We start from the raw sequence: 23,413 nt of genomic DNA, 5'->3' as shown, positions 1-23,413 counted from the left end.
TTACCTGAAATTAACCTTTGAGCTGATCGAGGTCCTCGACATTGATCGTGTCGAGGCTACGGAACAGGGTCACCAGAATTGCGAGTCCGATCGCCGCTTCAGCTGCTGCAACCGTCAGCACGAAGAAGACGAAGATCTGACCATGCACGTCGCCGAGGTAATGCGAGAACGCGACGAAATTGGTGTTCACCGCCAGCAGCATCAGTTCGATCGCCATCAGGATGATGATGACGTTGCGGCGGTTAAGGAAAATGCCCACGACGCTGATCGCAAACAGGATCGCACCGAGGACAAGGTAATGAGCAAGGGTCAACATGATTTCTATCTCCTGTCCGCTCAGCTGTTTTTAGCAGGTGCCGAGTCGGCCGCTGCGGCTGCCGCTGCGGCGGCTTCTTCCGCCGCGACAGTTGCCGCGGTCTTTTCAGATGCCATCTTCACGATACGCACACGGTCCTGAGCACGCACTTTGACCTGCTCGCTGACGTTCTGGCGCTTGCTGTCTTTCTTGTGACTCGTAGTCAGCGCAATCGCCGCGATGATCGCCACCAGCAGCACGAGGCCGGCGACTTCGAACGCGAAGATGTAGTCGGTGTAGATGACCTTGCCGATCAGGCGCGTGTTCGACCAGTCGGCCATACCGTTCGCGGCAGCCGTGGTGTCGCGCAGCGCCGTGGCGGTCGCGCCGTAGCCGTGCCACAGGATCAGCGCTGTCTCGATCACGATGATTGCGCCCACCAGCGTGGCCATTGGCACGAAGCGTTTGAAGTCTTTGCGCAGCACGTCGATGTTGATGTCCAGCATCATCACGACGAACAGGAACAGCACCATCACCGCGCCGACATACACCAGCACCAGCAGGATCGCGAGGAACTCGGCCTGCAGCAGCATCCAGATCGCAGCTGCGTTGAAGAACGCCAGCACCAGAAACAGTGCGGACGAAACCGGGTTGCGCGAGGTGATCACCTTCAGCCCTGAAACCACCAGGAGCAGCGCGAAGATGTAGAACAGTACGGTCGTGAATTCCATGATTACCGGTTCATCGTTAGGCCATCGTCAGGCATTGTTCTTTGGCACGTGGCGGGCAAAAGCGGCCGAAACCGCCAGAACATCCGCACAGGTGCGCCGTGCCGCGGCGGTCAGGCCGCGGCGCTCGGCCCGACAACAGGCCGTGTTACTGCTGCATTTACTGCCGTGTTTACCGCTTCAACTGAAGTGCTTCAACGATACGGTGCGTCGGCTGCCTTGCTCGCAGCGATCTCTGCTTCGTAGCGATCGCCCACGGCCAGCAACATGTCTTTCGTGAAATACAGGTCGCCACGCTTCTCGCCGTGATATTCGAGAATGTGCGTCTCGACGATCGAATCGACCGGGCAGCTCTCTTCGCAGAAACCGCAGAAGATGCATTTGGTCAGATCGATGTCGTAACGCGTCGTGCGGCGCGTGTTATCCGCACGGGTTTCCGATTCGATCGTGATGGCGAGTGCCGGGCACACCGCTTCGCACAGCTTGCAGGCGATGCAGCGTTCTTCGCCGTTTTCATAGCGGCGCAGCGCATGCAGGCCGCGAAAACGCGGCGAAATCGGGGTCTTCTCTTCCGGGAACTGCACCGTCACCTTGCGCTGGAACGTGTAACGTCCGGTCAGCGCGAGGCCTTTGAGCAGCTCCGTCAGGAAGAAGGTTTTGAAAAAGTTTTGGATTGCGGTCATAGGTTCATCCGCCCTTTATTTCCAGATATTCAACGGCGACATGATCCAGAAGCCGACCACGATGAGCCACACCACGCAAACCGGAATGAAAATCTTCCAGCCCAGACGCATGATCTGGTCATAGCGATAGCGCGGGAACGTGGCACGCGCCCAGATGAATATCGACAGCAGGAAGAAAACCTTGGCGACGAGCCATACGATGCCCGGGACAAACGACAGGAAGCCGAACGGTGCGCTCCAGCCGCCGAGGAACAGTGTTGCAGCCAATGCCGAGATCACGATCATGTTGATGTACTCGGCGAGGAAGAACAGCGCAAACGCCATCCCCGAGTAATCGATCATGTGGCCCGCGACGATTTCCGACTCACCTTCCACCACGTCGAACGGGTGACGGTTCGTTTCGGCGATGCCCGAGATGAAGTACACGACGAACATCGGCAAGAGCGGCAGCCAGTTCCACGACAGGAAGTTCAGGCCGTAGCTGGCGAAAATGCCGCGCTCCTGCGAACCGACGATCTCCGACAGATTCAGACTGCCCGCAGTCATCAGCACGACGACGAGCGCAAAGCCCATCGAAATTTCGTACGAGACCATTTGGGCGGCCGCGCGCATGGCACCGAGGAACGCGTATTTCGAGTTCGACGCCCAGCCCGCCAGAATCACGCCATACACGCCGACGGACGAGATCGCCATTGCGTAAAGCAGACCCGCGTTGATGTCACCGAGAACCGCGCCCGCCTGGAACGGAATCACCGCCCAGACCGCGAAGGCCGGCACCACCACCATGATCGGCGCGATCATGTAGATCCAGCGGCTCGCCTGAGCCGGCTGAATCACTTCTTTCAGCAACAGCTTCAGCACGTCGGCGATCGGCTGCAGCAAACCTGCCGGGCCCACGCGGTTCGGCCCGAGACGCACGTGCATCCAGCCGATCAGCTTACGCTCCCACAGAATCAGGTAAGCCACGCACAGCAGGATCACGACGGCCACCACCAGGATGCGCACCAGTGCCCACACCGTGGGCCATGCCACACCGAGAAGCTGGGTGCCGCCCGAGTTGATCGTATCGAACAAGCTCATTTACGCCTTCTCCACCACCAGTTCACCGAACAGGCTGCCCAGCGCTGCACCGGCAGGCGTAGCCGCCGATACGCGGACGACCGTCTCCGCAAGATTTGCGTCGCGCACGGCCGGCAACTGCACCGATTGCTCGCCCTGGCGCACGCGCACTGCGTCGCCTTCCTTCAAACCCAGTTTGTCGAACAGCGCAGCCGGCAGACCGACCGAATTCGCTGCGCGCGCCGCTGCCGTCAGATGCAGAGATTCAGCACGACGCACCAGCGCGTCGGCGTGGTAAATCGGCACGTCGGCGATACGCTCGAACTTGCCTTCCGCTGCCTTCGCTGCCTTGCCGCGTGCAACCGTGGCGCCCGTCTTGTTCGACAGACGCGACTTGATCTCGCCATCGCCGAGGGCTGCCGTGCGCACTTCTTCCGAGGTGTCGAATTCGAAACCCGGCACGCCGAGCAGGCTGCCCAGGACGCGCAGAACCTTCCATGCAGGACGCGTGTCGCCGAGCGGGCGCACGACGCCGTTAAACGTCTGCACGGTACCTTCGGCGTTGACGAACGTGCCGGCCGTTTCCGTAAACGGTGCGATCGGCAGCAGAACGTCAGCGTATTCAGCGCCCATCTGGAACGGCGACATCACGACGACCATTTCAGCCTGCTTCAGCGCGGCCAAAGCCTGCGCCGGATTGGCCGTGTCGAATTCCGGTTCGACGTTCAGCAACACATAACCCTTGCGCGGTTGCTCGAACACTTCGCGAGCGTTCAAACCACCCTCGCCCGGCAATGCGTTCGCGAGATGCGCGCCGACCGTGTTGGCGGCTTCCGTGAGGAACCCCAGCGTCGCGCCGGTCGCGTCTGCGATCCATTGCGCCGCGGCGTGAATCGCGGCGAAGTCCGGATGACGGACTGCGCCGTTGCCGAGCAACACCACGCGCTGCTCGCCAGTGGCGAGCGACTTCGCGACCTGTTTGTTGGCGTCCGTCGGCTGCGTGCCGGCGAAGGCTTCCGGCAGTGCAACGCCGTTTGCTTCCGAGACCGCACCAGCGATGCCGGCCAATGCGTCGAGCCATGCCGACGGTGCGGCAACCACGCGCTGTGCTTGCGGAATCAATGCGTCGTCGTTGGTGGCTTGCACCAAAGTCAGCTTCGTGCCGCTCTTGGCGGCTTGACGCAGACGCGCGGCAAACAGCGGATGATCGCGGCGCAGATCCGAACCGATCACCAAAGCGGCGTCGAGGTTCGAGAGGTCGGCGATCGCCGTACCGAGCCACGGCGCACCGTTGGCAGGTGCGGAGAAATCCGACTGACGCAGACGGAAGTCGACGTTAGGCGTGCCGACCGCCTGGGCCAGTTGCTTCAACAGGAACAGTTCTTCGACAGTGCTGTGGGCGCTACCGAGCGCGGCCAGCGCGTTCGCGCCGTGGTCGCCCTTGATGCCTTTCAGACCCTTGACCACGTATTCAAGCGCGGATTGCCAGTCGGTCTCGACCCACTTGCCGCCTTGCTTGAGCATCGGCTGCGTGAGACGTTCAGGGCTGTTCAGACCTTCGTACGAGAAACGGTCCTTGTCCGAAATCCAGCATTCGTTGATGGATTCGTTTTCGAACGGTAGAACACGCATCACGCGATTGTTCTTCACTTGCACCACGAGGTTTGCGCCGACGGAATCGTGCGGGCTCACCGACTTGCGGCGCGACAATTCCCACGTGCGGGCGCTGTAACGGAACGGCTTGCTGGTCAGCGCGCCCACCGGGCACAGGTCGATCATGTTGCCCGACAGTTCGGAGTCGACCGTCTTGCCGACGAACGATGTGATTTCCGAATGCTCGCCGCGGCCCAGCATGCCGAGTTCCATCACGCCGGCGACTTCCTGGCCGAAGCGGACGCAACGTGTGCAGTGAATGCAACGCGACATTTCTTCCATCGAGATCAGCGGGCCGACGTTCTTGTGGAACACGACGCGCTTTTCTTCGCTATAGCGCGACGACGACTTGCCGTAACCCACCGCCAGATCCTGCAACTGACACTCACCACCCTGATCGCAGATCGGGCAATCCAGCGGGTGGTTGATCAGCAGGAATTCCATCACGGCTTGCTGGCCCTTCACGGCCTTGTCCGACTTGGTGCGCACGATCATGCCCGCCGACACCGGCGTGGCGCATGCGGGCACGGCCTTCGGCATCTTTTCGACATCGACCAGACACATCCGGCAGTTGGCCGCAATCGACAGCTTCTTGTGATAGCAGAAGTGAGGAATGTACGTGTCAACCTTATGCGCAGCCTGGATCACCATGCTGCCTTCAGGCACCTCTACTTTCTTGCCGTCTATTTCAAGTTCAACCATGATGGTCAATCTTCCTTAACCTGTTACCGCTCAATCGTTCGCCCTGTTCATCGCCCGTTTCAGACGATGAATCCCGCGGATGACGTGTTCTGATGCGTTACCTGGCGTACTTAGGCAGCCACTGTTTCCGACGCCGTCGCCGCACCGGCGTGACCGCCGACGAGGCAATGCTTGTGGGCGACGTGATATTCGAATTCGTCCCAGTAGTGCTTGAGCATGCCGCGAACCGGCATGGCCGCTGCATCGCCGAGCGCGCAAATCGTGCGGCCCATGATGTTCTCAGCGACCGAGTTCAGCAGATCCAGATCTTCCGGACGGCCGAGCCCGTGTTCGATACGATGCACGACGCGATACAGCCAGCCGGTGCCTTCGCGGCACGGCGTGCACTGACCGCACGACTCTTCGTAATAGAAATACGACAGACGCAGCAGCGAACGGACCATGCAGCGCGTTTCGTCCATCACGATGACCGCGCCGGAGCCGAGCATCGAGCCAGCCTTGGCGATCGAGTCGTAGTCCATGTCGGTCTGCATCATCATTTCGCCTGGAATCACCGGCGCCGACGAGCCGCCTGGAATCACGGCCTTGATCTTCTTGCCGCCGCGCATGCCGCCGGCCAGTTCCATCAGCGTGGCGAACGGAGTGCCGAGCGGAATTTCATAGTTGCCCGGACGCTCGACGTCACCGGCAACCGAGAAGATCTTCGTGCCACCGTTATTCGGCTTGCCGATTTCGAGGTAATTCTGCGGACCGATCGCAAGCAGGAACGGCACCGCGGCGAACGTCTCGGTGTTGTTAATCGTGGTCGGCTTGCCGTACACGCCGAAGCTCGCCGGAAACGGCGGCTTGAAGCGCGGCTGGCCTTTCTTGCCTTCGAGCGATTCGAGCAGCGCGGTCTCTTCGCCGCAAATGTAGGCGCCGTAACCGTGGTGCGCATGCAACTCGAACGAGAAGCCCGAACCCATGATGTTGTCGCCAAGGAATCCGGCGCGACGGGCTTCTTCCAACGCTTCTTCGAAGCGTTTGTAGACTTCCCAGATTTCGCCGTGGATATAGTTGTAGCCGACCGTGATGCCCATCGCGTACGCGCCGATGGCCATGCCTTCAATCAGCGAGTGCGGATTGAAACGCAGGATGTCGCGGTCTTTGAACGTGCCCGGTTCGCCTTCGTCCGAATTGCAGACGAGGTACTTTTGCCCCGGGAACTGACGCGGCATGAAGCTCCACTTCAGACCGGTCGGGAAGCCAGCGCCGCCACGGCCGCGCAGACCCGACGCCTTGACGTCGGCGATCACCTGCTCGGGCGGAATCTTTTCTTCCAGAATGCGGCGCAGCTGGGCGTAACCGCCGCGCGCCACATAGTCTTCGAGATGCCAGTTGTCGCCGTTCAGGCCGGCGAGAATCAGCGGTTTGATGTGACGATCGTGTAAAGACGTCATTTCGAAAGTTCCTCGAGCAGCTGGTCGATCTTCGCGCGGCTCATGAAGCTGCACATGCGATGGTTGTTCACCAGCATCACCGGCGCATCGCCGCACGAGCCCATGCATTCACCTTCTTTCAAGGTGAACTTGCCGTCAGCCGTGGTTTCGCCGAAGTCGATGCCGAGCTTCTGCTTCAGATAATCAGCGGCACTGTCGGAGCCGCCATCAGGGCCGAGCTGGCACGGCAGGTTCGTGCAAAGCGTGATCTTGTATTTGCCGACCGGCGAGGTCTCATACATCGTGTAGAAGGTGGCCACCTCCTGCACGGCGACCGCCGGCATGCCGAGATAGTCCGCGACGAACTGCATGAGTTCGGGCGACAGCCAGCCATGCTCTTCCTGAGCAGTAGCCAGCGCCGACATCACGGCGGACTGTTTCTGATCGGCGGGATACTTCGCGATCGCACGATCGATTTCTTTCAGGCCTTCAGCTGAGATCATTTTCAGACACGACTCTTTCAATTCCTACCGAACGAAAACCCGTCGCGCGTTGCATGTTGCGACAGACCCGGCGTTCCTTTGCTTGACGCGCGCTTCGGTGCAATCTGAAGACGCGCGCCGATGAATACGTCCTAGCGATCTACTTCGCCGAACACGATGTCCTGCGTACCGATGATCGTCACAGCGTCGGCGATCATGTGGCCGCGCGCCATTTCATCGAGCGTGGACAGGTGCGCGTAGCCCGGCGCCCGAATCTTCAGGCGATACGGCTTGTTCGCGCCGTCCGAGATCAGGTAGATACCGAACTCGCCCTTTGGATGTTCCACCGCGGCATATGCCTCGCCTTCCGGCACATGGAAGCCTTCCGTGAAAAGCTTGAAGTGGTGAATCAGATCTTCCATGTTCGACTTCATGCCGACCCGCGACGGCGGCGCAACCTTGTGATTGTCGACCATCACCGGACCCGGATTCTTACGCAACCACTCAATGCACTGTTTCACAATCCGCGTGGACTGGCGCATTTCTTCGACGCGAACCAGATATCGGTCATAGCAGTCGCCATTCACACCGACCGGAATGTCGAAATCCATCTTGTCGTAAACTTCGTACGGCTGCTTCTTACGCAGATCCCACTCGATACCCGAGCCGCGCAACATCGCGCCGGTCATACCGAGGTTCAGCGCACGTTCCGGGCTGACCACGCCGATACCGACCAGACGCTGCTTCCAGATCCGATTGTCGGTGAGCAGCGTTTCGTATTCGTCGACACACTTTGGGAAACGCGTGAAGAAATCATCGATGAAGTCGAGCAGCGAACCTTGACGGTTCTCGTTCATCCTCGACAATGCCTTCGCATTGCGGATCTTCGACGCTTTGTATTGCGGCATTGCGTCAGGCAGATCGCGGTACACGCCACCCGGACGGTAATAAGCCGCGTGCATCCGTGCGCCGGACACCGCTTCGTATACGTCCATCAGGTCTTCGCGTTCGCGGAACGCGTACAGGAATACTGCCATCGCGCCGACGTCGAGTGCGTGTGCGCCAATCCACATCAGGTGGTTCAGCACTCGCGTGACTTCGTCGAACATCACGCGGATGTACTGCGCGCGAATCGGCACTTCGATGCCGAGCAGCTTTTCGATCGCCATCACGTAGCCGTGCTCGTTGACCATCATCGACACGTAGTCGAGGCGGTCCATGTACGGCACGGACTGGATGAAAGTTTTGGTTTCCGCGAGCTTTTCAGTCGCGCGATGCAGGAGGCCGATGTGCGGATCGGCGCGCTGGATGACTTCGCCGTCGAGTTCGAGCACGAGGCGCAGCACACCGTGCGCGGCCGGGTGCTGAGGACCGAAGTTGAGCGTGTAGTTCTTGATCTCTGCCATGGCGTTCTCTTAGTGTTTCAGACCGCCATAGCGATCCTCGCGGATCACGCGCGGCGTGATTTCCCGCGGCTCGATCGTCACAGGCTGATAGACGACGCGCTTCTCTTCCGGGTCGTAACGCATTTCGACGTAGCCGGAGACAGGGAAATCTTTACGGAACGGGTGACCAATGAAACCGTAGTCGGTCAGGATACGGCGCAAGTCCGGATGACCTTCGAAGACGATACCGTACAGGTCGAATGCTTCGCGTTCGTACCAGTTGGCCGAACTCCAGATATCGACGACTGACGCAACGATCGGCACTTCGTCGTCTGGTGCGAACACACGCAGTCGCAGACGCCAGTTGTTCTGCACCGACAACAAATGCAGAACGGCCGCAAAACGCGGACCGTCATATGCGCCATCGGCGTAGGTCTGATAGTCGACGCCACACAGATCGACCAATTGCTCGAAACCGAGCGAGCGGTCGTCGCGCAGACGCGTTGCCACATCGATGTAGTCGCTCGCCTTCACGACGATCGTCAACTCACCGATTGCCTCGGTGGTACTCAACAGGAGGCCGCCGAAGGCCGCCTCGAGGTTCGCTTTCAGGGTCTCGAGTTTGCTTGCCATATTGTGGGGGAGGCGTTGGCCTTATTGACGGGCGATTGTGTTGGTGCGACGGATCTTGGCCTGCAACTGGATCACGCCATACACCAGCGCTTCCGCCGTAGGCGGACAACCTGGCACGTAGACGTCGACCGGCACGATCCGATCGCAGCCGCGCACCACCGAATAGGAATAGTGATAGTAGCCGCCGCCGTTCGCGCACGAGCCCATCGAAATCACCCAGCGCGGCTCGGCCATCTGATCGTAGACCTTGCGCAAAGCCGGCGCCATCTTGTTGCACAGCGTGCCGGCGACGATCATCACGTCCGACTGACGCGGACTCGGACGAAACACCACGCCGAAACGGTCAAGGTCATAACGGGCAGCGCCCGCATGCATCATCTCGACCGCGCAGCACGCGAGACCGAACGTCATCGGCCACAACGAACCGGTGCGCGTCCAGTTGATCAGTTTGTCAGCCGTCGTGGTGACAAACCCTTCCTTCAAGACCCCTTCGATACTCATTTGCTTTCCACTCCAGACGGGGCGGCAAGCCTTGGCCACCCACGCAAACCGGCGATTAATCCATCATTCCCAGTCGAGGCCGCCCTTCTTCCAGATATAGGCAAAGCCCAACAGGAATTCGAGCAGGAAAATCATCATCGCCATGAAGCCAGGCCAGCCGATGTCGCGCAGGGCTACACCCCACGGGAACAGGAACGCGGTTTCAAGATCGAAAATGATGAAGAGAATGGCGACGAGGTAGTAACGCACATCGAACTTCATGCGCGCATCTTCGAATGCTTCGAAGCCGCACTCGTATGGTGCGTTTTTCTCGGTATCAGGCTTGTTGGGACCGAGGATCTTGCCAATGCTGACCAGTGCTACGCCTAAACCGGTGCCCACAATGAGGAACAACAAGACGGGGAAATAGGCTGCGAGGTTCAAGACTATCCTCTATCGGTTGGTTCTGAATGCCGCCAAGAGCATAGCACTCCTGACGCGAAATCACTTCGGCAACGCACATGCCGCAAACCCAACGCAAGCCGCGCGTCAGAAGTGAAAATGCCAGCCGAAGCGAAGCAAGCGGCTGGCATTTAGATAACATTTGGTGCCGACGGCGAGACTCGAACTCGCACAGCTTTCGCCACTACCCCCTCAAGATAGCGTGTCTACCAATTTCACCACGTCGGCACTAACTGCAATCCGGGAAAACAACTTATAAAACCCGCGAATCGCTTCAAGACTAAGATTGTAACTGGTCTAAACAGTTTGTTCAACGCACAAAAGCACTTTGAACGAAAAATTTATTTCGGCACATCCGTACCCGGGACGGTCGCAGCCGACGCCGGCAATACTGCAGAACCGCCAGCCGGCGCGGCCGCAGCGGAAGCAGCGACCGGCGCGGTCACAGCCGCGCCCAGCAAGCCTGCGGACGGTTTCGCACGATACGCGCCGAGGTACGTAAGCGTCAATGTCGTTACAAAAAACACGGCTGCGAGCACGGCCGTGGTACGCGACAAAAAGTTTGCCGAACCGGTCGCGCCGAACAGGCTGCCCGATGCGCCGCTACCAAAAGCAGCGCCCATATCGGCGCCTTTGCCGTGTTGCAGCAAGACAAGGCCAATGACCCCGAGTGCCGACAACAGCTGAACGACGATAATCAATGTTTTCAAATACAGCATCACACTCACCTGAGTCTTTATTTAACCGCACCACACAAAGTGTGCCGCACGGGATTGGGTCATCCTCGCCAAGGCGCCCTGCTTAACCGGCGACGCTCGCCGCAGCCGCCGCTTTGCAGATCGCCAGGAAATCCTGGTCTTTCAACGACGCGCCGCCGATCAGGCCACCGTCGATATCCAGCTCGCGGAACAATTCTTCCGCGTTCTCCGGCTTCACACTGCCGCCGTACAACACCGGCACATCCGCCACCGCCGCGCCCTTTGCTGCCAGACGCGAACGCAGGAAAGCATGCACTGCCTGCGCCTGATCCGACGTAGCGCTCTTGCCGGTGCCGATCGCCCAGACCGGCTCATACGCGACGACGATGCGTGCCGCATCGTCTACCGACAGCTTCGCCAGCACCTCATCCAGCTGCGCGCCAACCACCTGCTCCGTCGAACCAGCCTCACGCTCTTCAAGCGTTTCGCCAACACACACGATCGGGGTCAAACCTGCTTCCAATGCACGTTGCGTCTTCACCGCAACCAGCTCTGCGCTTTCGCGATGGTAAGCACGGCGCTCCGAGTGCCCGACGATCGTAAGCGTGGCGCCGAAATCCACCACCATCTGCGCCGCCACTTCGCCGGTATAGGCGCCATGCGTGAACGCGGAGACATCCTGCACGCCCCACACGACCTTGCTGCCTTCCAGCAACGATTGAGTCTGCGCGAGATAAGGGCACGGCACACAAACACCGACGCGCACATCAGCCGGCAATTCTCCCGCGCCTTGCGCCACAGCCTGTAACAGCGTTGCGTTCTCGGCGAGGCGCCCGTGCATCTTCCAGTTACCGACTACCAGCTTGACTCGTTGTTTCGACATCGTCTCGTCGTCTCGTGTATTGGCGGCGGACTTGGTTTGCGCTTACAGCCCGCCTTTCGGATTCATGCGGCGTGCGCAAAACGCGCAATTTTACTGCGTGGGGTGGATCGGGTCAAACCGACCGTGTCAAGCGTCCTGACCCCAAGTCAGCACGATCTTGCCGACGTGCGTGCTGCTTTCCATCAGCGCATGCGCTTCAGCCGCTTGCGCTGCCGGAAAGACACGATGCACCACCGGCTTGATGCGGCCGTCTTCGAGGTGCGGCCACACGCGTTCTTTCAACTGCGCGGCGATCTTCGCCTTGAACTCGATCGGCCGCGGGCGCAACGTCGAACCCGTCACCGTCAGACGGCGGCGCAGCACCTCGTTCAGATTCAGCTCGGCCTTCGCGCCGCCCAGCAAGGCGATCAGCACGATGCGGCCGCCATCGGCCAGCGCGGTCAGCTCGCGCGGCACATAACTGCCCGCCACCATATCGAGGACCACGTCTACGCCACGATCGTTCGTCAGCGACTTGATGACTTCGACGAAGTCCTCAGTCTTGTAGTTGATCGCCCGTTCGGCGCCGAGCGCTTCGCAGGCGCGGCACTTTTCGTCCGACCCGGCGGTGGCGAACACCCGAAAACCCAGCGCATGCGCAATCTGGATCGCCGTCACGCCGATGCCGCTCGAGCCGCCCTGCACCAGCAGCGTCTCGTTCGGGGCGCCTTCGCCTTTGCCGAGCCGCGCACGGTCGAACACATTGCTCCACACCGTGAAGAATGTTTCCGGCAGCGAAGCCGCCTCGACATCCGACAGGCCAGCGGGCACCGGCAAGCACTGCAACAGAGGCGCGGTCGCATATTCCGCATAGCCACCGCCCGCAAGCAACGCGCACACGCGATCGCCGACTTTCAGACCGAACGGATTGCTCTTCTCGTCGATGGTGCCGCCGACGATCTCACCCGCCACTTCCAGCCCCGGCAGATCCGACGCACCCGGCGGCGGCGCATAGCCACCTTTGCGCTGGAACACATCCGGACGGTTGATGCCTGATGCCGCCACCTTGATCAGCACCTCGCCCGCTTTCGGCTGCGGCGTGGGCCGCTCCGCCAGCTTGAGGACTTCCGGCGCGCCAAATTCGGTGATTTCGATCGCTTTCATCTGCGTCAACTCCAAGATTGGATTGCGTTGCCTACTGACACGAATTGGCGAAAACCGCCTGAACCGCGACGAAGCGCTTCATGCAAACAGAGTACCCGCTTATACCGGTTTGCACCTGCCTGCATCTGCTCGTGGCTGTTTGTGCCTGTTTGCAACGCAATCCACCCTGCACCCTTCATGAAAAACGGCCGGCGCGCATTCGCGCTGCCGGCCGTCGCCCTGCTACCGCATTACTGCGGCGTCGGTTCGCCTTGCGGCGCGCCGTTTGCTGCGTCGTTCAGCAACGCCTTGGCCGACAAACGCACGCGGCCCTTTTCGTCCGTCTGGATGACCTTGACCTTCACCTGCTGGCCGTCCTTCAGGTAGTCGTTGATGTCCTTGATGCGCTCGTTAGCGATTTCGGAGATGTGCAGCAGACCGTCCTTGCCCGGCAGGATGTTCACGATCGCGCCGAAGTCCAGCAACTTGAGCACAGTCCCTTCGTAGACCTGACCCACTTCGACTTCCAGCGTGATGTTCTCGATACGCTTCTTCGCTTCGGCCATCCCTTCGCTGCTGGTGCTGGCGATGGTGACGACGCCGTCGTCCGAAATATCGATCGTCGTGCCGGTTTCTTCGGTCAGCGCGCGGATCACCGAACCACCCTTGCCGATCACGTCGCGGATCTTTTCCGGATTGATCTTGATGGTGATCATGCGCGGCGCGTAGTCCGACAGCACCGTGTTCGCGCCCGACACAGCCGAGGTCATCTTGCCGAGGATGTGCATACGGCCTTCCTTCGCTTGCGCGAGGGCGACCTGCATGATTTCCTTGGTGATGCCCTGGATCTTGATGTCCATCTGCAGCGCGGTCACGCCTTGCTCGGTACCTGCCACCTTGAAGTCCATGTCGCCGAGGTGATCTTCGTCGCCGAGGATGTCAGTCAGGACGGCAAACTTGTTGTCTTCCAGAATCAGGCCCATCGCGATACCGGCGACGTGCGCCTTCATCGGCACGCCGGCGTCCATCAGTGCGAGGCAGCCGCCGCACACCGAAGCCATCGACGACGAACCGTTCGATTCGGTGATTTCCGACACGACGCGAATCGAGTAGCCGAATTCGTCGGCGCTCGGCAGACACGCAGCCAGCGCGCGCTTGGCCAGACGGCCGTGACCGATTTCACGGCGCTTCGGCGAACCGACGCGACCCGTTTCGCCGGTCGCGAACGGAGGCATGTTGTAGTGGAGCATGAAGCGCTCGCGGTACTCGCCTTCGAGCGCGTCGATGTTCTGCTCGTCGCCCTTGGTGCCCAGCGTTGCGACCACCATAGCCTGCGTTTCGCCACGCGTGAACAGTGCCGAACCGTGCGTACGCGGCAGCACGCCGGTACGGATTTCGATCGGTCGCACAGTGCGCGTGTCGCGGCCGTCGATACGCGGCTCGCCGTTCAGGATCTGGGTACGGACGATCTTCGCTTCGATGTCGAACAGCACATTGCCGACGCTAGCCTTGTCCGCTGCAACCGTACCGGCTGCCGCTGCTTCTTCTTCCAGCCTGGCTGACGTCGCTGCGTAGACTTCCTTCAGCTTGGCCGAACGGGCCTGCTTGTCGCGGATCTGATAAGCGGCGAGCAGATCGGCTTGCGCCAGTTCCGACACGCGTGCGATCAGCGGCTCATTCTTGGCAGCCGGCTTCCAATCCCATTCCGGCTTGCCACCTTCGCGAACCAGCTCGTGGATTACGTCGATCGCGACCTGCATTTGTTCGTGGCCGAACACCACTGCGCCGAGCATCACTTCTTCGGTCAGTTGTTGTGCTTCCGATTCCACCATCAGCACCGCGCGTTCCGTACCGGCGACGATCAGGTCGAGTGCCGATTCCTTCATCTGCGGACGCGTCGGGTTCAACACGTATTCGTTGTTGATGTAGGCCACGCGTGCTGCGCCGACCGGGCCGTTGAACGGCAGACCGGAAATAGCGAGCGCCGCCGACGCGCCGATCAGCGCCGGGATGTCAGCAGGAATTTCGGGGTTCAGCGACAGGACGTGGATCACGACCTGGACTTCGTTGTAGAAGCCTTCCGGGAACAGCGGACGCAGCGGGCGGTCGATGAGGCGCGAGGTCAGCGTTTCGCCTTCCGACGGGCGGCCTTCACGGCGGAAGAAACCACCGGGGATCTTGCCTGCAGCGTAGGTCTTTTCGAGGTAATCGACAGTCAGCGGGAAGAAGTCCTGGCCCGGCTTGGCGGTCTTGGCGCCCACCACAGTAGCCAGCACAACGGTGTCTTCGATGTCGACGATCACCGCGCCACTTGCCTGACGGGCGACTTCGCCCGTTTCGAGGCGAACCTTATGTTGGCCCCACTGAAATTCTTTGACGATCTTATTGAACATAGTCATTGCTTTTCCTCTTCGTTATGCCGCGCGGACCAGAAGCGGCGCGGCAACGCCAGGACCGGCGCCACAGGGAAAGAGTAGTGTTATGCCATTCCAGAGAACCACGCCCTACATGATGTACGCGCGCGAACCGCTGGAATGACACAAAGCTCTGCCCTGAAGCCCAGCCGTATTTCTGCTTTTTTGCTGCTTTTTTTACTGCCGTTTTCCTGCTAGCCGCCGCATGAATCGTCACGCTACCGCGACCGGCAGGCGGCGCGCATCACATGAAGCGCACCGTGCAAAAACAAAATGCCTGTATCAGTGGAACTGACACAGGCATCTTGCTGAACGACTGGCCGATTACTTACGCAGACCCAGCTTCTCGATCAGTGCGCGGTAACGATCCGCGTCCTTACCCTTCAGGTAGTCGAGCAGCTTACGACGGCGGCTCACCATGCGCAGCAGACCGCGGCGGCTGTGGTGATCCTTCGTGTGTGCCTTGAAGTGAACGGTCAGTTCGTTGATGCGGGTCGTGAGCAGCGCGACCTGAACTTCGGGGGAGCCGGTGTCGTTAGCTGCGCGTGCGAATTGCGCAACGACTTCGGACTTCTTGCTTGTTTCAACTGCGGACATGTCGATTTCCTTGAGAACTAGACAGGCGGTCACGGAAGAAAGGCCGTGCCGTGGGTTACCCGTGCGCGCACATTTGCAATCAATTACAGCCATGCCTCACAACGGGACGCGTATTGTAGCACAGCCCAATCCGGCCGCGAACCCCGCTGTGCCGGGCGGGATCGTGGCCGGCCTGGGTTTGTTCAGGGGCCGTTTGGCGGCCGTTTCATCTTGCATACGATCGGCGGCACAGTCCGCTCAGACGGCAAAGCCAGCACCGTGCGGAAACCATAACCTGAACCTTCGTTGTCGAACTTGACGCCCGGCGTACCGGCCTTGTCCATTTCCATCACGTAAAGGGGCTGGATCAGTTGATGGTCGTCGGCCCGCATCCACGATGCGTGGAAGCCGTTGTCGAACTTGATGCCCTCAAGCGCTCGGGCGACGGCCGTCGGGTCGGCACTGCCGGCGCGCTTCATCGCCGCGGCGAGGGTTTCGATCATCAGCGGCATGCGCAGCACCGGGTAGTCATCCTGGGCAGCCGGAAAACGGGCGCGAAACGCCGCGTACCAGGCGTCGGAGGCCGCGCCGCCCGCGTTCGGGTGCCAGTCGGCTACCGCGATCACGTGTTTGACGCCAGCATCACCCAACGCGGCAGGCGCTCCGAGGCTGTTGCCGTAGAAGGTGTAAAACCGGGTGTCCAGGCCCTGCTCCCGCGCCGCCTTGACCAGAAGCGTCAGGTCGTTGCCCCAGTTGCCGGTGATCACCGCGTCCGCGCCGCTCGCGTGGATCTTCGCGATGTACGGCGCAAAGTCCTTCACGCGGCCGATCGGATGAAATTCGTCGCCGACCACCACAATATCCGGGCGCTTTGTCGCCAACGTCGAACGCGCGAGGCTGCTGACGTCGTGGCCGAAGCTGTAGTCCTGGTTCAGCAGATAGACCTTCTTCACCGCTTTGTCGCGCTGGATCACATCAGCCAGCGCATCCATGCGCATGCCCGCGTGCGCATCGAAACGGAAGTGCCAGAAACTGCAATTGGCGTTGGTCAGGGCGGGATCGTCGGCGGAATAATTGAGGAACAGTTCGCGGTTACCCGGCTCGCGGCTGTTCTGCTTGTCGATCGCGCCGATCAGCGCCGCGGCGACCGCCGAGCTGTTGCCCTGCATGACGTAGCCGATATGGCGGTCAGCGGCCGCGCGCAGTTGCACGAGCGCCTCCTCTGCGCTGCCCTTGCTGTCGAGCACGACCAGTTCAAGCGGATGCGCGCCGTTGGCGAGCTGCACGCCGCCTTCTGCATTCACCTGTTCGACGCCGAAGCGCACATTGCGCTCCACCGCCGCGCCCGCATTCGCGAATGGGCCGGACACGCCTTCGATCAGCGCCAACTGGATCGGTGTACCCGTCGGCTTATTGACTGGCTTGCTTGCCGGACCCGACACCGTTTCTCCCGCGGCGAGCGCCGCCGCGGCCATCGAAATCGCTGCCAGCGCCACGACTGCCGCTGCTGCCGCCCGTTGCCACTTCGCCATCGTCATTGCCCCGCTGGATTCGTCGAAGCGCGGATCATAGGGCGTTCCAGATGGAATAAGCAAGCCGGCGAAGCCGTTATCGTAATTACAGCGAGGGCTTGTACGAAGCGCAAATCTTTTGCTGCCGCCCGTGTCAAAATAATGCGTCTCGATGATAAAAACCGCTACACAAATGCCATCGGAGGAATTCATGTTCAACCGCCACCCACCCACGGCGGCCTCGATCGAAGCGCCGCCCGCAGCACGCCTGCGCCGCGCCGCGCTCGTCTGCCTGAGCGCGCTCGCGCTCACGGTGACGCTCGCCGGCTGCGTGCAGCCATGGCAGCAATATCAACAAGGCGCGGACGAATCGACCATCGTCGCCCGCCTTGGCGCGCCGCGTGAAAGCTACGACCTGCCCAACGGCGGCAAGCGGCTGATGTGGCCAACTCAGCCAATGGGCGAAACCACCACCGCCGCCGACATCGACGCATCCGGCAAGATCGTCACCGTGCGTCAAGTGCTTCAGCCCAACGAGTTCTACCGGGCGGAAATCGGCAAGTGGACGAAGAGCGACGTGCTGGTGAACTTCGGGCGCCCAGTCGAAACGTCATATTTCCCATTGATGAAGCGCGAGGTCTGGACCTATCGCTATCTGGAAGACAACGTCTGGTACATGATGTACAGCTTCTATTTCGACGATCAGGGCATTGTGCGACTCACGCAAAAAACACCTGACCCGTTGCACGATCCGGATCGCCGCAGCCTGTTCTGAGCGCTCGCTCGAACCCATTGCGCATCGATCTGCAAAGCCGCCTCTTCAGGCGGCTTTTTTTATTTATTGCGCATGCCCGCGAATTTTATTTCGCGCACAGCAGATTTATTTTTTGATAGAAAGGTTTTCGTAATAATTGATTCAGTGCCGATCACACTCGCTGTGCCGTCCGAGCACCGCCGTGGGTCTCGGCGACGAGTCTGTGCGCCCTACTTACGGAACCACTATCGATGAACCGTCCGAAACGCCTGCTGGTCGCCAACGTCGCATGGGCGCATGAAACCGCCACGCGCAACCCCGAATTTTTCCGTGATCTGGTGCAAGGCCAGAATCCACACGTGCTGTGGGTCGGCTGCTCGGACAGCCGCGTGCCCGCGGAAACCATCACGCATTGCGAGCCCGGCGATCTGTTCGTTCACCGCAACATCGCCAACCTTTTTCATCCCGACGACGACAACTCCGCGAGCGTCCTCGAATATGCGGTGCGAGTGCTGAAGGTGGGGCACGTGATCGTCTGCGGCCACTATGGCTGCGGCGGCGTGCGTGCGGCCCTGCTGCCGCCGGAACCGACGTTGCCGCATGTGAATCGACGGATCGCGCCCTTATGTGCGTTGGCCAAGGCGCATGGCGACGAGCTGCGGAGCCACGCAAGCGAGCGTGCGCGTATCGACCGCCTCGCAGAGTTGAATGTGCTCGAGCAGGTGCGCCAGTTACGCGCGAGTGCGATCGTGCAGGACGCTGATCCGGCGCCGCTCGTTCACGGTTGGATCTTCGCGCTCGAGGACGGGCGCATCAAGGTACTCACGTCCGGCTACGAAGCCGATGACGCGATGACCTGCACAACAGCCGCCCATAGCGCCGCCTAGTGCGCAGTTCTTATCAAACCGGCCTCAGCATGGCCTTCGCCTTCGCCATACGCAAGGCTCCAACCATTACTGCACCGACCCCATGAACCTACGAGCTTTCTTTTCCACGTTTCAGCGCGATCTGCTGGCAGGCACGGTCGTTTTTCTGGTGGCACTACCGCTATGTCTGGGCATCGCCAACGCGTCGGGCGTCGAGCCATTTGCCGGGCTTGTATCGGGCATCGTCGGCGGACTGGTGGTGGCCGTGCTGAGCGGTTCGCGGCTGAGCGTCAGCGGCCCGGCAGCGGGCCTCGTCGTGATCGTCGTCGACGGAATCGCGCAACTCGGCAGCTTCTCCGCGTTCCTGCTGGCCGTGCTGCTGTCCGGTGCGATTCAATTCGGCTTCGGCATGCTGAAGGCCGGCAGATTTGCGGCCTATGTGCCGTCGCCCGTGATCAAGGGCATGCTTGCGGCGATCGGCGTGCTGCTGATCGTCAAGCAATTTCCGCTTGCGCTTGGGCTATCCGGCGCGAATGCGTCGGCCGGGTCGCAAGCTGCCGCCCAGATGGCCGGCAGCGTAACGACGCCGTTCGGCTCGATATCGCTCGCGGCCTGCGTGATCACCTCGCTGTCGCTGGCGATTCTGGTGGGCTGGGAAACGCGCGCGTTACGCCGCTTTGCGCTGGTGCGCCTCGTCCCCGCGCCGCTCGCGGTGGTGCTGCTGGGCATCGGCGCGACGCTGCTGCTCAGTTTGCTCGCCCCGTCGTTCGCGCCGCCTGCCGAGCATCGGGTCGCGCTGCCGTCGCTCGAATCGTTTGCCGCGTTGCAGGTCGCCCTCCAATGGGCCGACTTCGGGCCGCACTTCGCGCAACTGGTCAATCCTGATGTCTGGCGCGTCGCCATTACCCTGGCGATCGTCGCGAGTCTCGAAACGCTGCTGAGCCTAGAAGCGGTCGAGCAGATCGATCCCGCCCGACGCGCCGCGCCGCCGGATCGCGAATTGAAGGCACAGGGCGTGGGCAACCTGATTGCCGGCGCGATCGGCGGCCTGCCGATCACCTCGGTCATCGTGCGCAGTTCCGCCAATGTGAATGCGGGCGCACAAAGCCGGCTGTCCGCGATCATTCATGGCGTATTGCTGCTGGTCAGCGTGTTCGCGCTCACCAGCGTCATCAACCTGATTCCGCTTGCATGCCTCGCGGCGATTCTTATCTTCACGGGCGTGAAGCTCGCCAAGCCGTCGTTGTTCGTCACCGTCGCCAAGCAGGGTTTCGCGCCGTTTGCGCCGTTCATCGTCACGCTGGTCGGCGTGCTCGCCACCGATCTGCTGATCGGCATCGTGCTCGGTATTCTGTGCAGCGTGCTGCTCGCGCTGTATGCGAACCTGCGCAGCCCGATCGTGCTTGCGCAGCATGGCGATCACTATCTGCTGTCGTTTCGCAAGGACGTGTCGTTTCTCGGCAAGGTGCCGCTCAAGCACTATCTGCAGCAGATTCCCGACGGCGCGACCTTGATCGTGGACGCAACGCGTGCCGATTTCGTCGATCACGACGTGCGCGAACTGCTGGATACATTTGTCGCCGATGCGCCGCGCCGCGAGATTGCAGTCGAAGTGCGACATCAGGTCCAGGCGCAGGCACGCGCGGCGCGCGGGTGGTCAATGCGGCGCGCGGCTGCGGAGTAGTTTCAGCGCGCGATACTCATGAGAAGGAGACGCCACAAAAACAAGAAGCCCCGTGCTTTTAAGATCACGGGGGCTTCTTGTTACTCTGGTTCAGCGGGCACACAGCCGGCGCGCCCTGTTCCCATCACTCTGAACGTTGCGGATTCAACTTGTCAAAGTTCGAATGCAGCTTGTTGAGCGCCGAGATATACGCCTTCGCGGAAGCCGCGACGATATCCGGATCGGTGCCCACGCCGTTGACGATACGTCCGCTCTTCGACAACCGCACGGTTACTTCGCCCTGCGCCTGCGTGCCGGTGGTGATGGCGTTCACCGAGTACAGCAGCAATTCCGAACCGCTACCCACTTCCGTTTCGATCGCATTGAGCGTGGCATCCACCGGACCGTTGCCGCGTGCTTCCCCGGTCACTTCCTTGCCTTCGACCGAGAACACGATCTTCGCGTGCGGCTGCTCGCCGGTTTCCGAATGTTGCGACAGCGACAGGAACTTGTAGTGCTCTCTCTCCTGCGCTTCAGCCGATTCCTCGGTGACGATCGCGATGATGTCTTCGTCGAAGATTTCCGACTTGCGGTCGGCCAATTCCTTGAAACGTGCGAATGCGGTATTCAGTTCGCCTTCGCTATCGAGCGAGATACCCAATTCCTGCAGACGCTGCTTGAACGCATTGCGGCCCGACAACTTGCCGAGCACGATCTTGTTCGCGCTCCAGCCCACATCTTCGGCACGCATGATTTCGTACGTGTCGCGCGCTTTCAGCACGCCATCCTGGTGAATGCCGGATGCGTGCGCAAATGCGTTCGCACCGACCACCGCCTTGTTCGGCTGCACGACGAAACCGGTGATCTGAGACACCAGCTTCGAAGCCGGCACGATCTGGGTCGTATCGAGACCGATTTCGAGGCCGAAGTAATCCTTGCGAGTCTTCACCGCCATCACGATTTCTTCGAGCGACGTATTACCCGCACGCTCGCCGAGACCGTTGATCGTGCACTCGACCTGACGCGCGCCGCCGATCTGCACACCGGCCAGCGAGTTCGCCACCGCCATGCCGAGGTCGTTATGGCAATGCACCGAGAACACCGCCTTATGCGAGTTCGGAATACGCTCGCGCAGCGTCTTCACGAGCTGGCCGTACAACTCCGGCACGCCATAGCCGACGGTATCCGCGATGTTGATCGTGGTCGCGCCTTCGGCGATGACCGCTTCCAGCACGCGGCACAGGAAATCCATGTCAGAACGGCTGCCGTCTTCCGGCGAGAACTCGACGTCGTCCGTAAACTTGCGGGCGAAACGCACCGCCAGCTTTGCCTGTTCGAACACCTGATCCGGCGTCATGCGCAGCTTCTTTTCCATGTGCAGCGGCGACGTTGCGATGAACGTGTGGATGCGGAAATGATCGGCCGGCTTGAGTGCGTCAGCAGCGCGTTGAATGTCTTTATCGTTCGCACGGGCCAGCGAGCAGATCGTGCTGTCCTTGATCAGGCCCGCGATCGTATGGATCGAATCGAAGTCGCCGTTCGAACTGGCCGCGAAGCCCGCCTCGATGATGTCGACTTTCATCCGTTCGAGCTGCTTCGCGATACGGATTTTTTCTTCCTTCGTCATCGACGCGCCGGGCGATTGCTCGCCGTCACGCAACGTGGTGTCGAATATGATCAGTTTGTCGGCCATGTCGGGTCTCCTGGGGAGTCGTTCAATTGTGGGGATCGGATATTGGAATTCGGGCGTTTTGCGCCACCGTTGGCGACGCTATAAACCGCAGACGAGGCAGACGGAGGGCAGAAAACGATAAGCGATCAGCGCGCTTGATGCGCCAGCACTAGCGCACCCGCGGCGCACCAGCTTGTTGAGGCTCGTGCCGCAGATCAAATGGGAACTTGAACGCATTTATCCAACGACTATAGCGGCATTCCCGTCGCCGTGCAATTGGCGTCGGACCTGCCTGCCGCGCGTCGCCGGACGGGCTCGACAACGAAAAACGGCAGCCTGCACAGGCTGCCGTTTTCTCATGTCACGTTCATGCAACGAAGCTGCGCCGTTACCTGTCCCGCGCCACGGACCGAGCCGGATTCGCCCTGCCCCGCATCGCCTGGTAGCCCCAGAACACATAGCCCGACAGGCCGTACAGCACGAACAGGCCGAACAGCATCAGCGGCGGATCGGACGACACCAGCACGAACGCCATCACCACCAGCAGAATCACGCCGAACGGCACGCGATGCCGCACGTCGAGCGCCTTGCCGCTGTAGAACGGCGCGTTCGACACCATCGTCACACCGGCGTAGATGGTCAGCACGAAAGCGACCCACGGCAGCCATACGAGCTTGAGCGGCACGCGGTTATCGGTGGCGAGCCACACGAAACCGGCAATCAGCGCCGCAGCCGCCGGGCTCGGCATACCCTGGAAGAAGCGCTTGTCGACCACGCCGATGTTCGTGTTGAAGCGCGCGAGACGCAACGCCGCTCCCGAACAGTAGACGAACGCCGCGAGCCAGCCCCAGCGGCCGAGATCCTTCAGAATCCACTCGTACATCACAAGCGCCGGCGCCACGCCGAACGACACCATGTCCGAGAGGCTGTCGAACTGTTCGCCGAACGCACTTTGCGTATGTGTCATACGGGCGACCCGGCCGTCCATGCCGTCCAGCACCATCGCCACGAAAATCGCGATCGCCGCGATTTCGAAGCGCACGTTCATCGCCTGCACCACGGCGAAGAAACCGCAGAAGAGCGCGGCGGTGGTAAACGCGTTCGGCAGCAGGTAAATGCCACGTTTCCTCAGGAACTGCTGACGCTGAGCGCGCCGGCTCTCGACTGCCCCTGTTTCCGCCACGATCGGCTTGTTACGGCGGAACGGACGCGGGAGCTGCCCGCTGTTGCGGGGTCGACGCGGTTTGAATGCGGCCATTCGGAAAACCTCCTTG

The 23,413-nt window shown here is 60.9% G+C and carries 22 protein-coding genes and 1 tRNA gene; 3 read left to right on the top strand and 20 right to left on the bottom strand.

Annotated elements, in window-relative coordinates; all coding sequences use genetic code 11:
* Window positions 1-10 precede the first annotated feature (10 nt).
* From nuoK to PQQ86_RS05170, 18 genes are all read right to left on the bottom strand, one after another.
* Complete coding sequence (gene nuoK, locus PQQ86_RS05255) at window positions 11-316, bottom strand: NADH-quinone oxidoreductase subunit NuoK (RefSeq protein WP_013339863.1); 306 nt, start codon at window positions 314-316, stop codon at window positions 11-13.
* A 20-nt stretch (window positions 317-336) separates the two neighbouring features.
* Window positions 337-1,026, bottom strand: a complete 690-nt coding sequence (locus tag PQQ86_RS05250; protein WP_054034956.1) for an NADH-quinone oxidoreductase subunit J — start codon at window positions 1,024-1,026, stop codon at window positions 337-339.
* A gap of 191 nt (window positions 1,027-1,217) precedes the next feature.
* Window positions 1,218-1,706, bottom strand: coding sequence for an NADH-quinone oxidoreductase subunit NuoI (gene nuoI, locus PQQ86_RS05245; protein WP_054034957.1), 489 nt, complete (start codon window positions 1,704-1,706; stop codon window positions 1,218-1,220).
* A 15-nt stretch (window positions 1,707-1,721) separates the two neighbouring features.
* Window positions 1,722-2,786, bottom strand: a complete 1,065-nt coding sequence (gene nuoH, locus PQQ86_RS05240) for an NADH-quinone oxidoreductase subunit NuoH (RefSeq protein ID WP_408201175.1) — start codon at window positions 2,784-2,786, stop codon at window positions 1,722-1,724.
* The gene (gene nuoG, locus PQQ86_RS05235; protein WP_408265215.1) at window positions 2,787-5,120 is read right to left on the bottom strand and encodes an NADH-quinone oxidoreductase subunit NuoG; all 2,334 of its coding nucleotides are present in this window, start codon (window positions 5,118-5,120) and stop codon (window positions 2,787-2,789) included. It lies immediately after the preceding gene.
* A gap of 110 nt (window positions 5,121-5,230) precedes the next feature.
* Window positions 5,231-6,559, bottom strand: coding sequence for an NADH-quinone oxidoreductase subunit NuoF (gene nuoF / locus PQQ86_RS05230; RefSeq protein ID WP_408265214.1), 1,329 nt, complete (start codon window positions 6,557-6,559; stop codon window positions 5,231-5,233).
* Window positions 6,556-7,041 carry an NADH-quinone oxidoreductase subunit NuoE gene (nuoE, locus tag PQQ86_RS05225; RefSeq protein ID WP_408265213.1) on the bottom strand — a complete coding sequence of 162 codons (486 nt, stop codon included), beginning with the start codon at window positions 7,039-7,041 and terminating at the stop codon, window positions 6,556-6,558. The genes nuoF and nuoE overlap by 4 nt, the downstream gene beginning before the upstream one ends.
* Window positions 7,042-7,172: 131 nt before the next feature.
* Entirely contained in the window at window positions 7,173-8,426 is a 1,254-nt protein-coding gene (locus PQQ86_RS05220) for an NADH-quinone oxidoreductase subunit D (protein ID WP_097391877.1), read from the bottom strand.
* 9 nt (window positions 8,427-8,435) lie between these two features.
* Entirely contained in the window at window positions 8,436-9,038 is a 603-nt protein-coding gene (locus PQQ86_RS05215; protein ID WP_408265212.1) for an NADH-quinone oxidoreductase subunit C, read from the bottom strand.
* 21 nt (window positions 9,039-9,059) lie between these two features.
* Window positions 9,060-9,539 (bottom strand): NuoB/complex I 20 kDa subunit family protein, encoded by a 480-nt coding sequence (locus tag PQQ86_RS05210; protein WP_006052903.1) that lies wholly within the window; start codon window positions 9,537-9,539, stop codon window positions 9,060-9,062.
* A gap of 63 nt (window positions 9,540-9,602) precedes the next feature.
* Entirely contained in the window at window positions 9,603-9,962 is a 360-nt protein-coding gene (locus PQQ86_RS05205) for an NADH-quinone oxidoreductase subunit A (protein ID WP_007175615.1), read from the bottom strand.
* Window positions 9,963-10,123: 161 nt separating this feature from the next.
* Window positions 10,124-10,208: transfer RNA gene (locus PQQ86_RS05200), tRNA-Leu, on the bottom strand.
* 113 nt (window positions 10,209-10,321) lie between these two features.
* On the bottom strand, window positions 10,322-10,699 hold the full coding sequence (secG, locus tag PQQ86_RS05195; protein WP_408265211.1) for a preprotein translocase subunit SecG: 378 nt from the start codon (window positions 10,697-10,699) through the stop codon (window positions 10,322-10,324).
* Window positions 10,700-10,781: 82 nt separating this feature from the next.
* Window positions 10,782-11,561, bottom strand: coding sequence for a triose-phosphate isomerase (tpiA, locus tag PQQ86_RS05190; protein WP_408265210.1), 780 nt, complete (start codon window positions 11,559-11,561; stop codon window positions 10,782-10,784).
* Window positions 11,562-11,687: 126 nt separating this feature from the next.
* The gene (locus tag PQQ86_RS05185; RefSeq protein WP_408265209.1) at window positions 11,688-12,704 is read right to left on the bottom strand and encodes an NAD(P)H-quinone oxidoreductase; all 1,017 of its coding nucleotides are present in this window, start codon (window positions 12,702-12,704) and stop codon (window positions 11,688-11,690) included.
* A gap of 230 nt (window positions 12,705-12,934) precedes the next feature.
* Window positions 12,935-15,082 carry a polyribonucleotide nucleotidyltransferase gene (gene pnp / locus PQQ86_RS05180; RefSeq protein WP_408265208.1) on the bottom strand — a complete coding sequence of 716 codons (2,148 nt, stop codon included), beginning with the start codon at window positions 15,080-15,082 and terminating at the stop codon, window positions 12,935-12,937.
* A gap of 339 nt (window positions 15,083-15,421) precedes the next feature.
* Entirely contained in the window at window positions 15,422-15,694 is a 273-nt protein-coding gene (gene rpsO / locus PQQ86_RS05175) for a 30S ribosomal protein S15 (protein ID WP_011487489.1), read from the bottom strand.
* A gap of 182 nt (window positions 15,695-15,876) precedes the next feature.
* Complete coding sequence (locus PQQ86_RS05170) at window positions 15,877-17,211, bottom strand: branched-chain amino acid ABC transporter substrate-binding protein (protein ID WP_408265207.1); 1,335 nt, start codon at window positions 17,209-17,211, stop codon at window positions 15,877-15,879.
* A gap of 184 nt (window positions 17,212-17,395) precedes the next feature.
* Between PQQ86_RS05170 and PQQ86_RS05165 the strand changes: the two genes are divergently transcribed.
* The 3 genes from PQQ86_RS05165 (at window position 17,396) to PQQ86_RS05155 (ending at window position 20,488) form a co-directional block, all read left to right on the top strand.
* Window positions 17,396-17,959, top strand: coding sequence for a hypothetical protein (locus tag PQQ86_RS05165; protein ID WP_408201197.1), 564 nt, complete (start codon window positions 17,396-17,398; stop codon window positions 17,957-17,959).
* A gap of 230 nt (window positions 17,960-18,189) precedes the next feature.
* Window positions 18,190-18,825: a carbonic anhydrase gene (locus PQQ86_RS05160; RefSeq protein WP_408265206.1), complete on the top strand. Its 636-nt coding sequence runs from the start codon at window positions 18,190-18,192 to the stop codon at window positions 18,823-18,825.
* A gap of 82 nt (window positions 18,826-18,907) precedes the next feature.
* Entirely contained in the window at window positions 18,908-20,488 is a 1,581-nt protein-coding gene (locus tag PQQ86_RS05155; RefSeq protein ID WP_408265205.1) for a SulP family inorganic anion transporter, read from the top strand.
* 124 nt (window positions 20,489-20,612) lie between these two features.
* Here PQQ86_RS05155 and PQQ86_RS05150 read toward each other — a convergent pair whose 3' ends face one another.
* Both PQQ86_RS05150 and pssA read right to left on the bottom strand, forming a co-directional pair.
* Entirely contained in the window at window positions 20,613-22,160 is a 1,548-nt protein-coding gene (locus PQQ86_RS05150) for a 2-isopropylmalate synthase (RefSeq protein ID WP_408265204.1), read from the bottom strand.
* A 367-nt stretch (window positions 22,161-22,527) separates the two neighbouring features.
* Window positions 22,528-23,397: a CDP-diacylglycerol--serine O-phosphatidyltransferase gene (gene pssA, locus PQQ86_RS05145; protein ID WP_408265203.1), complete on the bottom strand. Its 870-nt coding sequence runs from the start codon at window positions 23,395-23,397 to the stop codon at window positions 22,528-22,530.
* Window positions 23,398-23,413 lie beyond the last annotated feature (16 nt).

The sequence above is a fragment of the Paraburkholderia sediminicola genome, assembly GCF_046026675.1.
Classification (GTDB): Bacteria; Pseudomonadota; Gammaproteobacteria; order Burkholderiales; family Burkholderiaceae; genus Paraburkholderia; species Paraburkholderia sediminicola_F.
This window is presented reverse-complemented; position numbering and strand designations above follow the sequence as displayed.

Coding starts and splice junctions, on each gene's coding strand:
- nuoK (WP_013339863.1), bottom strand. CDS start 316: ATGTTGACCCTTGCTCATTACCTTGTCCTCGGTGCGATCCTGTTTGCG.
- PQQ86_RS05250 (WP_054034956.1), bottom strand. CDS start 1,026: ATGGAATTCACGACCGTACTGTTCTACATCTTCGCGCTGCTCCTGGTG.
- nuoI (WP_054034957.1), bottom strand. CDS start 1,706: ATGACCGCAATCCAAAACTTTTTCAAAACCTTCTTCCTGACGGAGCTG.
- nuoH (WP_408201175.1), bottom strand. CDS start 2,786: ATGAGCTTGTTCGATACGATCAACTCGGGCGGCACCCAGCTTCTCGGT.
- nuoG (WP_408265215.1), bottom strand. CDS start 5,120: ATGGTTGAACTTGAAATAGACGGCAAGAAAGTAGAGGTGCCTGAAGGC.
- nuoF (WP_408265214.1), bottom strand. CDS start 6,559: ATGACGTCTTTACACGATCGTCACATCAAACCGCTGATTCTCGCCGGC.
- nuoE (WP_408265213.1), bottom strand. CDS start 7,041: ATGATCTCAGCTGAAGGCCTGAAAGAAATCGATCGTGCGATCGCGAAG.
- PQQ86_RS05220 (WP_097391877.1), bottom strand. CDS start 8,426: ATGGCAGAGATCAAGAACTACACGCTCAACTTCGGTCCTCAGCACCCG.
- PQQ86_RS05215 (WP_408265212.1), bottom strand. CDS start 9,038: ATGGCAAGCAAACTCGAGACCCTGAAAGCGAACCTCGAGGCGGCCTTC.
- PQQ86_RS05210 (WP_006052903.1), bottom strand. CDS start 9,539: ATGAGTATCGAAGGGGTCTTGAAGGAAGGGTTTGTCACCACGACGGCT.
- secG (WP_408265211.1), bottom strand. CDS start 10,699: ATGCTGTATTTGAAAACATTGATTATCGTCGTTCAGCTGTTGTCGGCA.
- tpiA (WP_408265210.1), bottom strand. CDS start 11,561: ATGTCGAAACAACGAGTCAAGCTGGTAGTCGGTAACTGGAAGATGCAC.
- PQQ86_RS05185 (WP_408265209.1), bottom strand. CDS start 12,704: ATGAAAGCGATCGAAATCACCGAATTTGGCGCGCCGGAAGTCCTCAAG.
- pnp (WP_408265208.1), bottom strand. CDS start 15,082: ATGACTATGTTCAATAAGATCGTCAAAGAATTTCAGTGGGGCCAACAT.
- rpsO (WP_011487489.1), bottom strand. CDS start 15,694: ATGTCCGCAGTTGAAACAAGCAAGAAGTCCGAAGTCGTTGCGCAATTC.
- PQQ86_RS05170 (WP_408265207.1), bottom strand. CDS start 17,211: ATGACGATGGCGAAGTGGCAACGGGCGGCAGCAGCGGCAGTCGTGGCG.
- PQQ86_RS05165 (WP_408201197.1), top strand. CDS start 17,396: ATGTTCAACCGCCACCCACCCACGGCGGCCTCGATCGAAGCGCCGCCC.
- PQQ86_RS05160 (WP_408265206.1), top strand. CDS start 18,190: ATGAACCGTCCGAAACGCCTGCTGGTCGCCAACGTCGCATGGGCGCAT.
- PQQ86_RS05155 (WP_408265205.1), top strand. CDS start 18,908: ATGAACCTACGAGCTTTCTTTTCCACGTTTCAGCGCGATCTGCTGGCA.
- PQQ86_RS05150 (WP_408265204.1), bottom strand. CDS start 22,160: ATGGCCGACAAACTGATCATATTCGACACCACGTTGCGTGACGGCGAG.
- pssA (WP_408265203.1), bottom strand. CDS start 23,397: ATGGCCGCATTCAAACCGCGTCGACCCCGCAACAGCGGGCAGCTCCCG.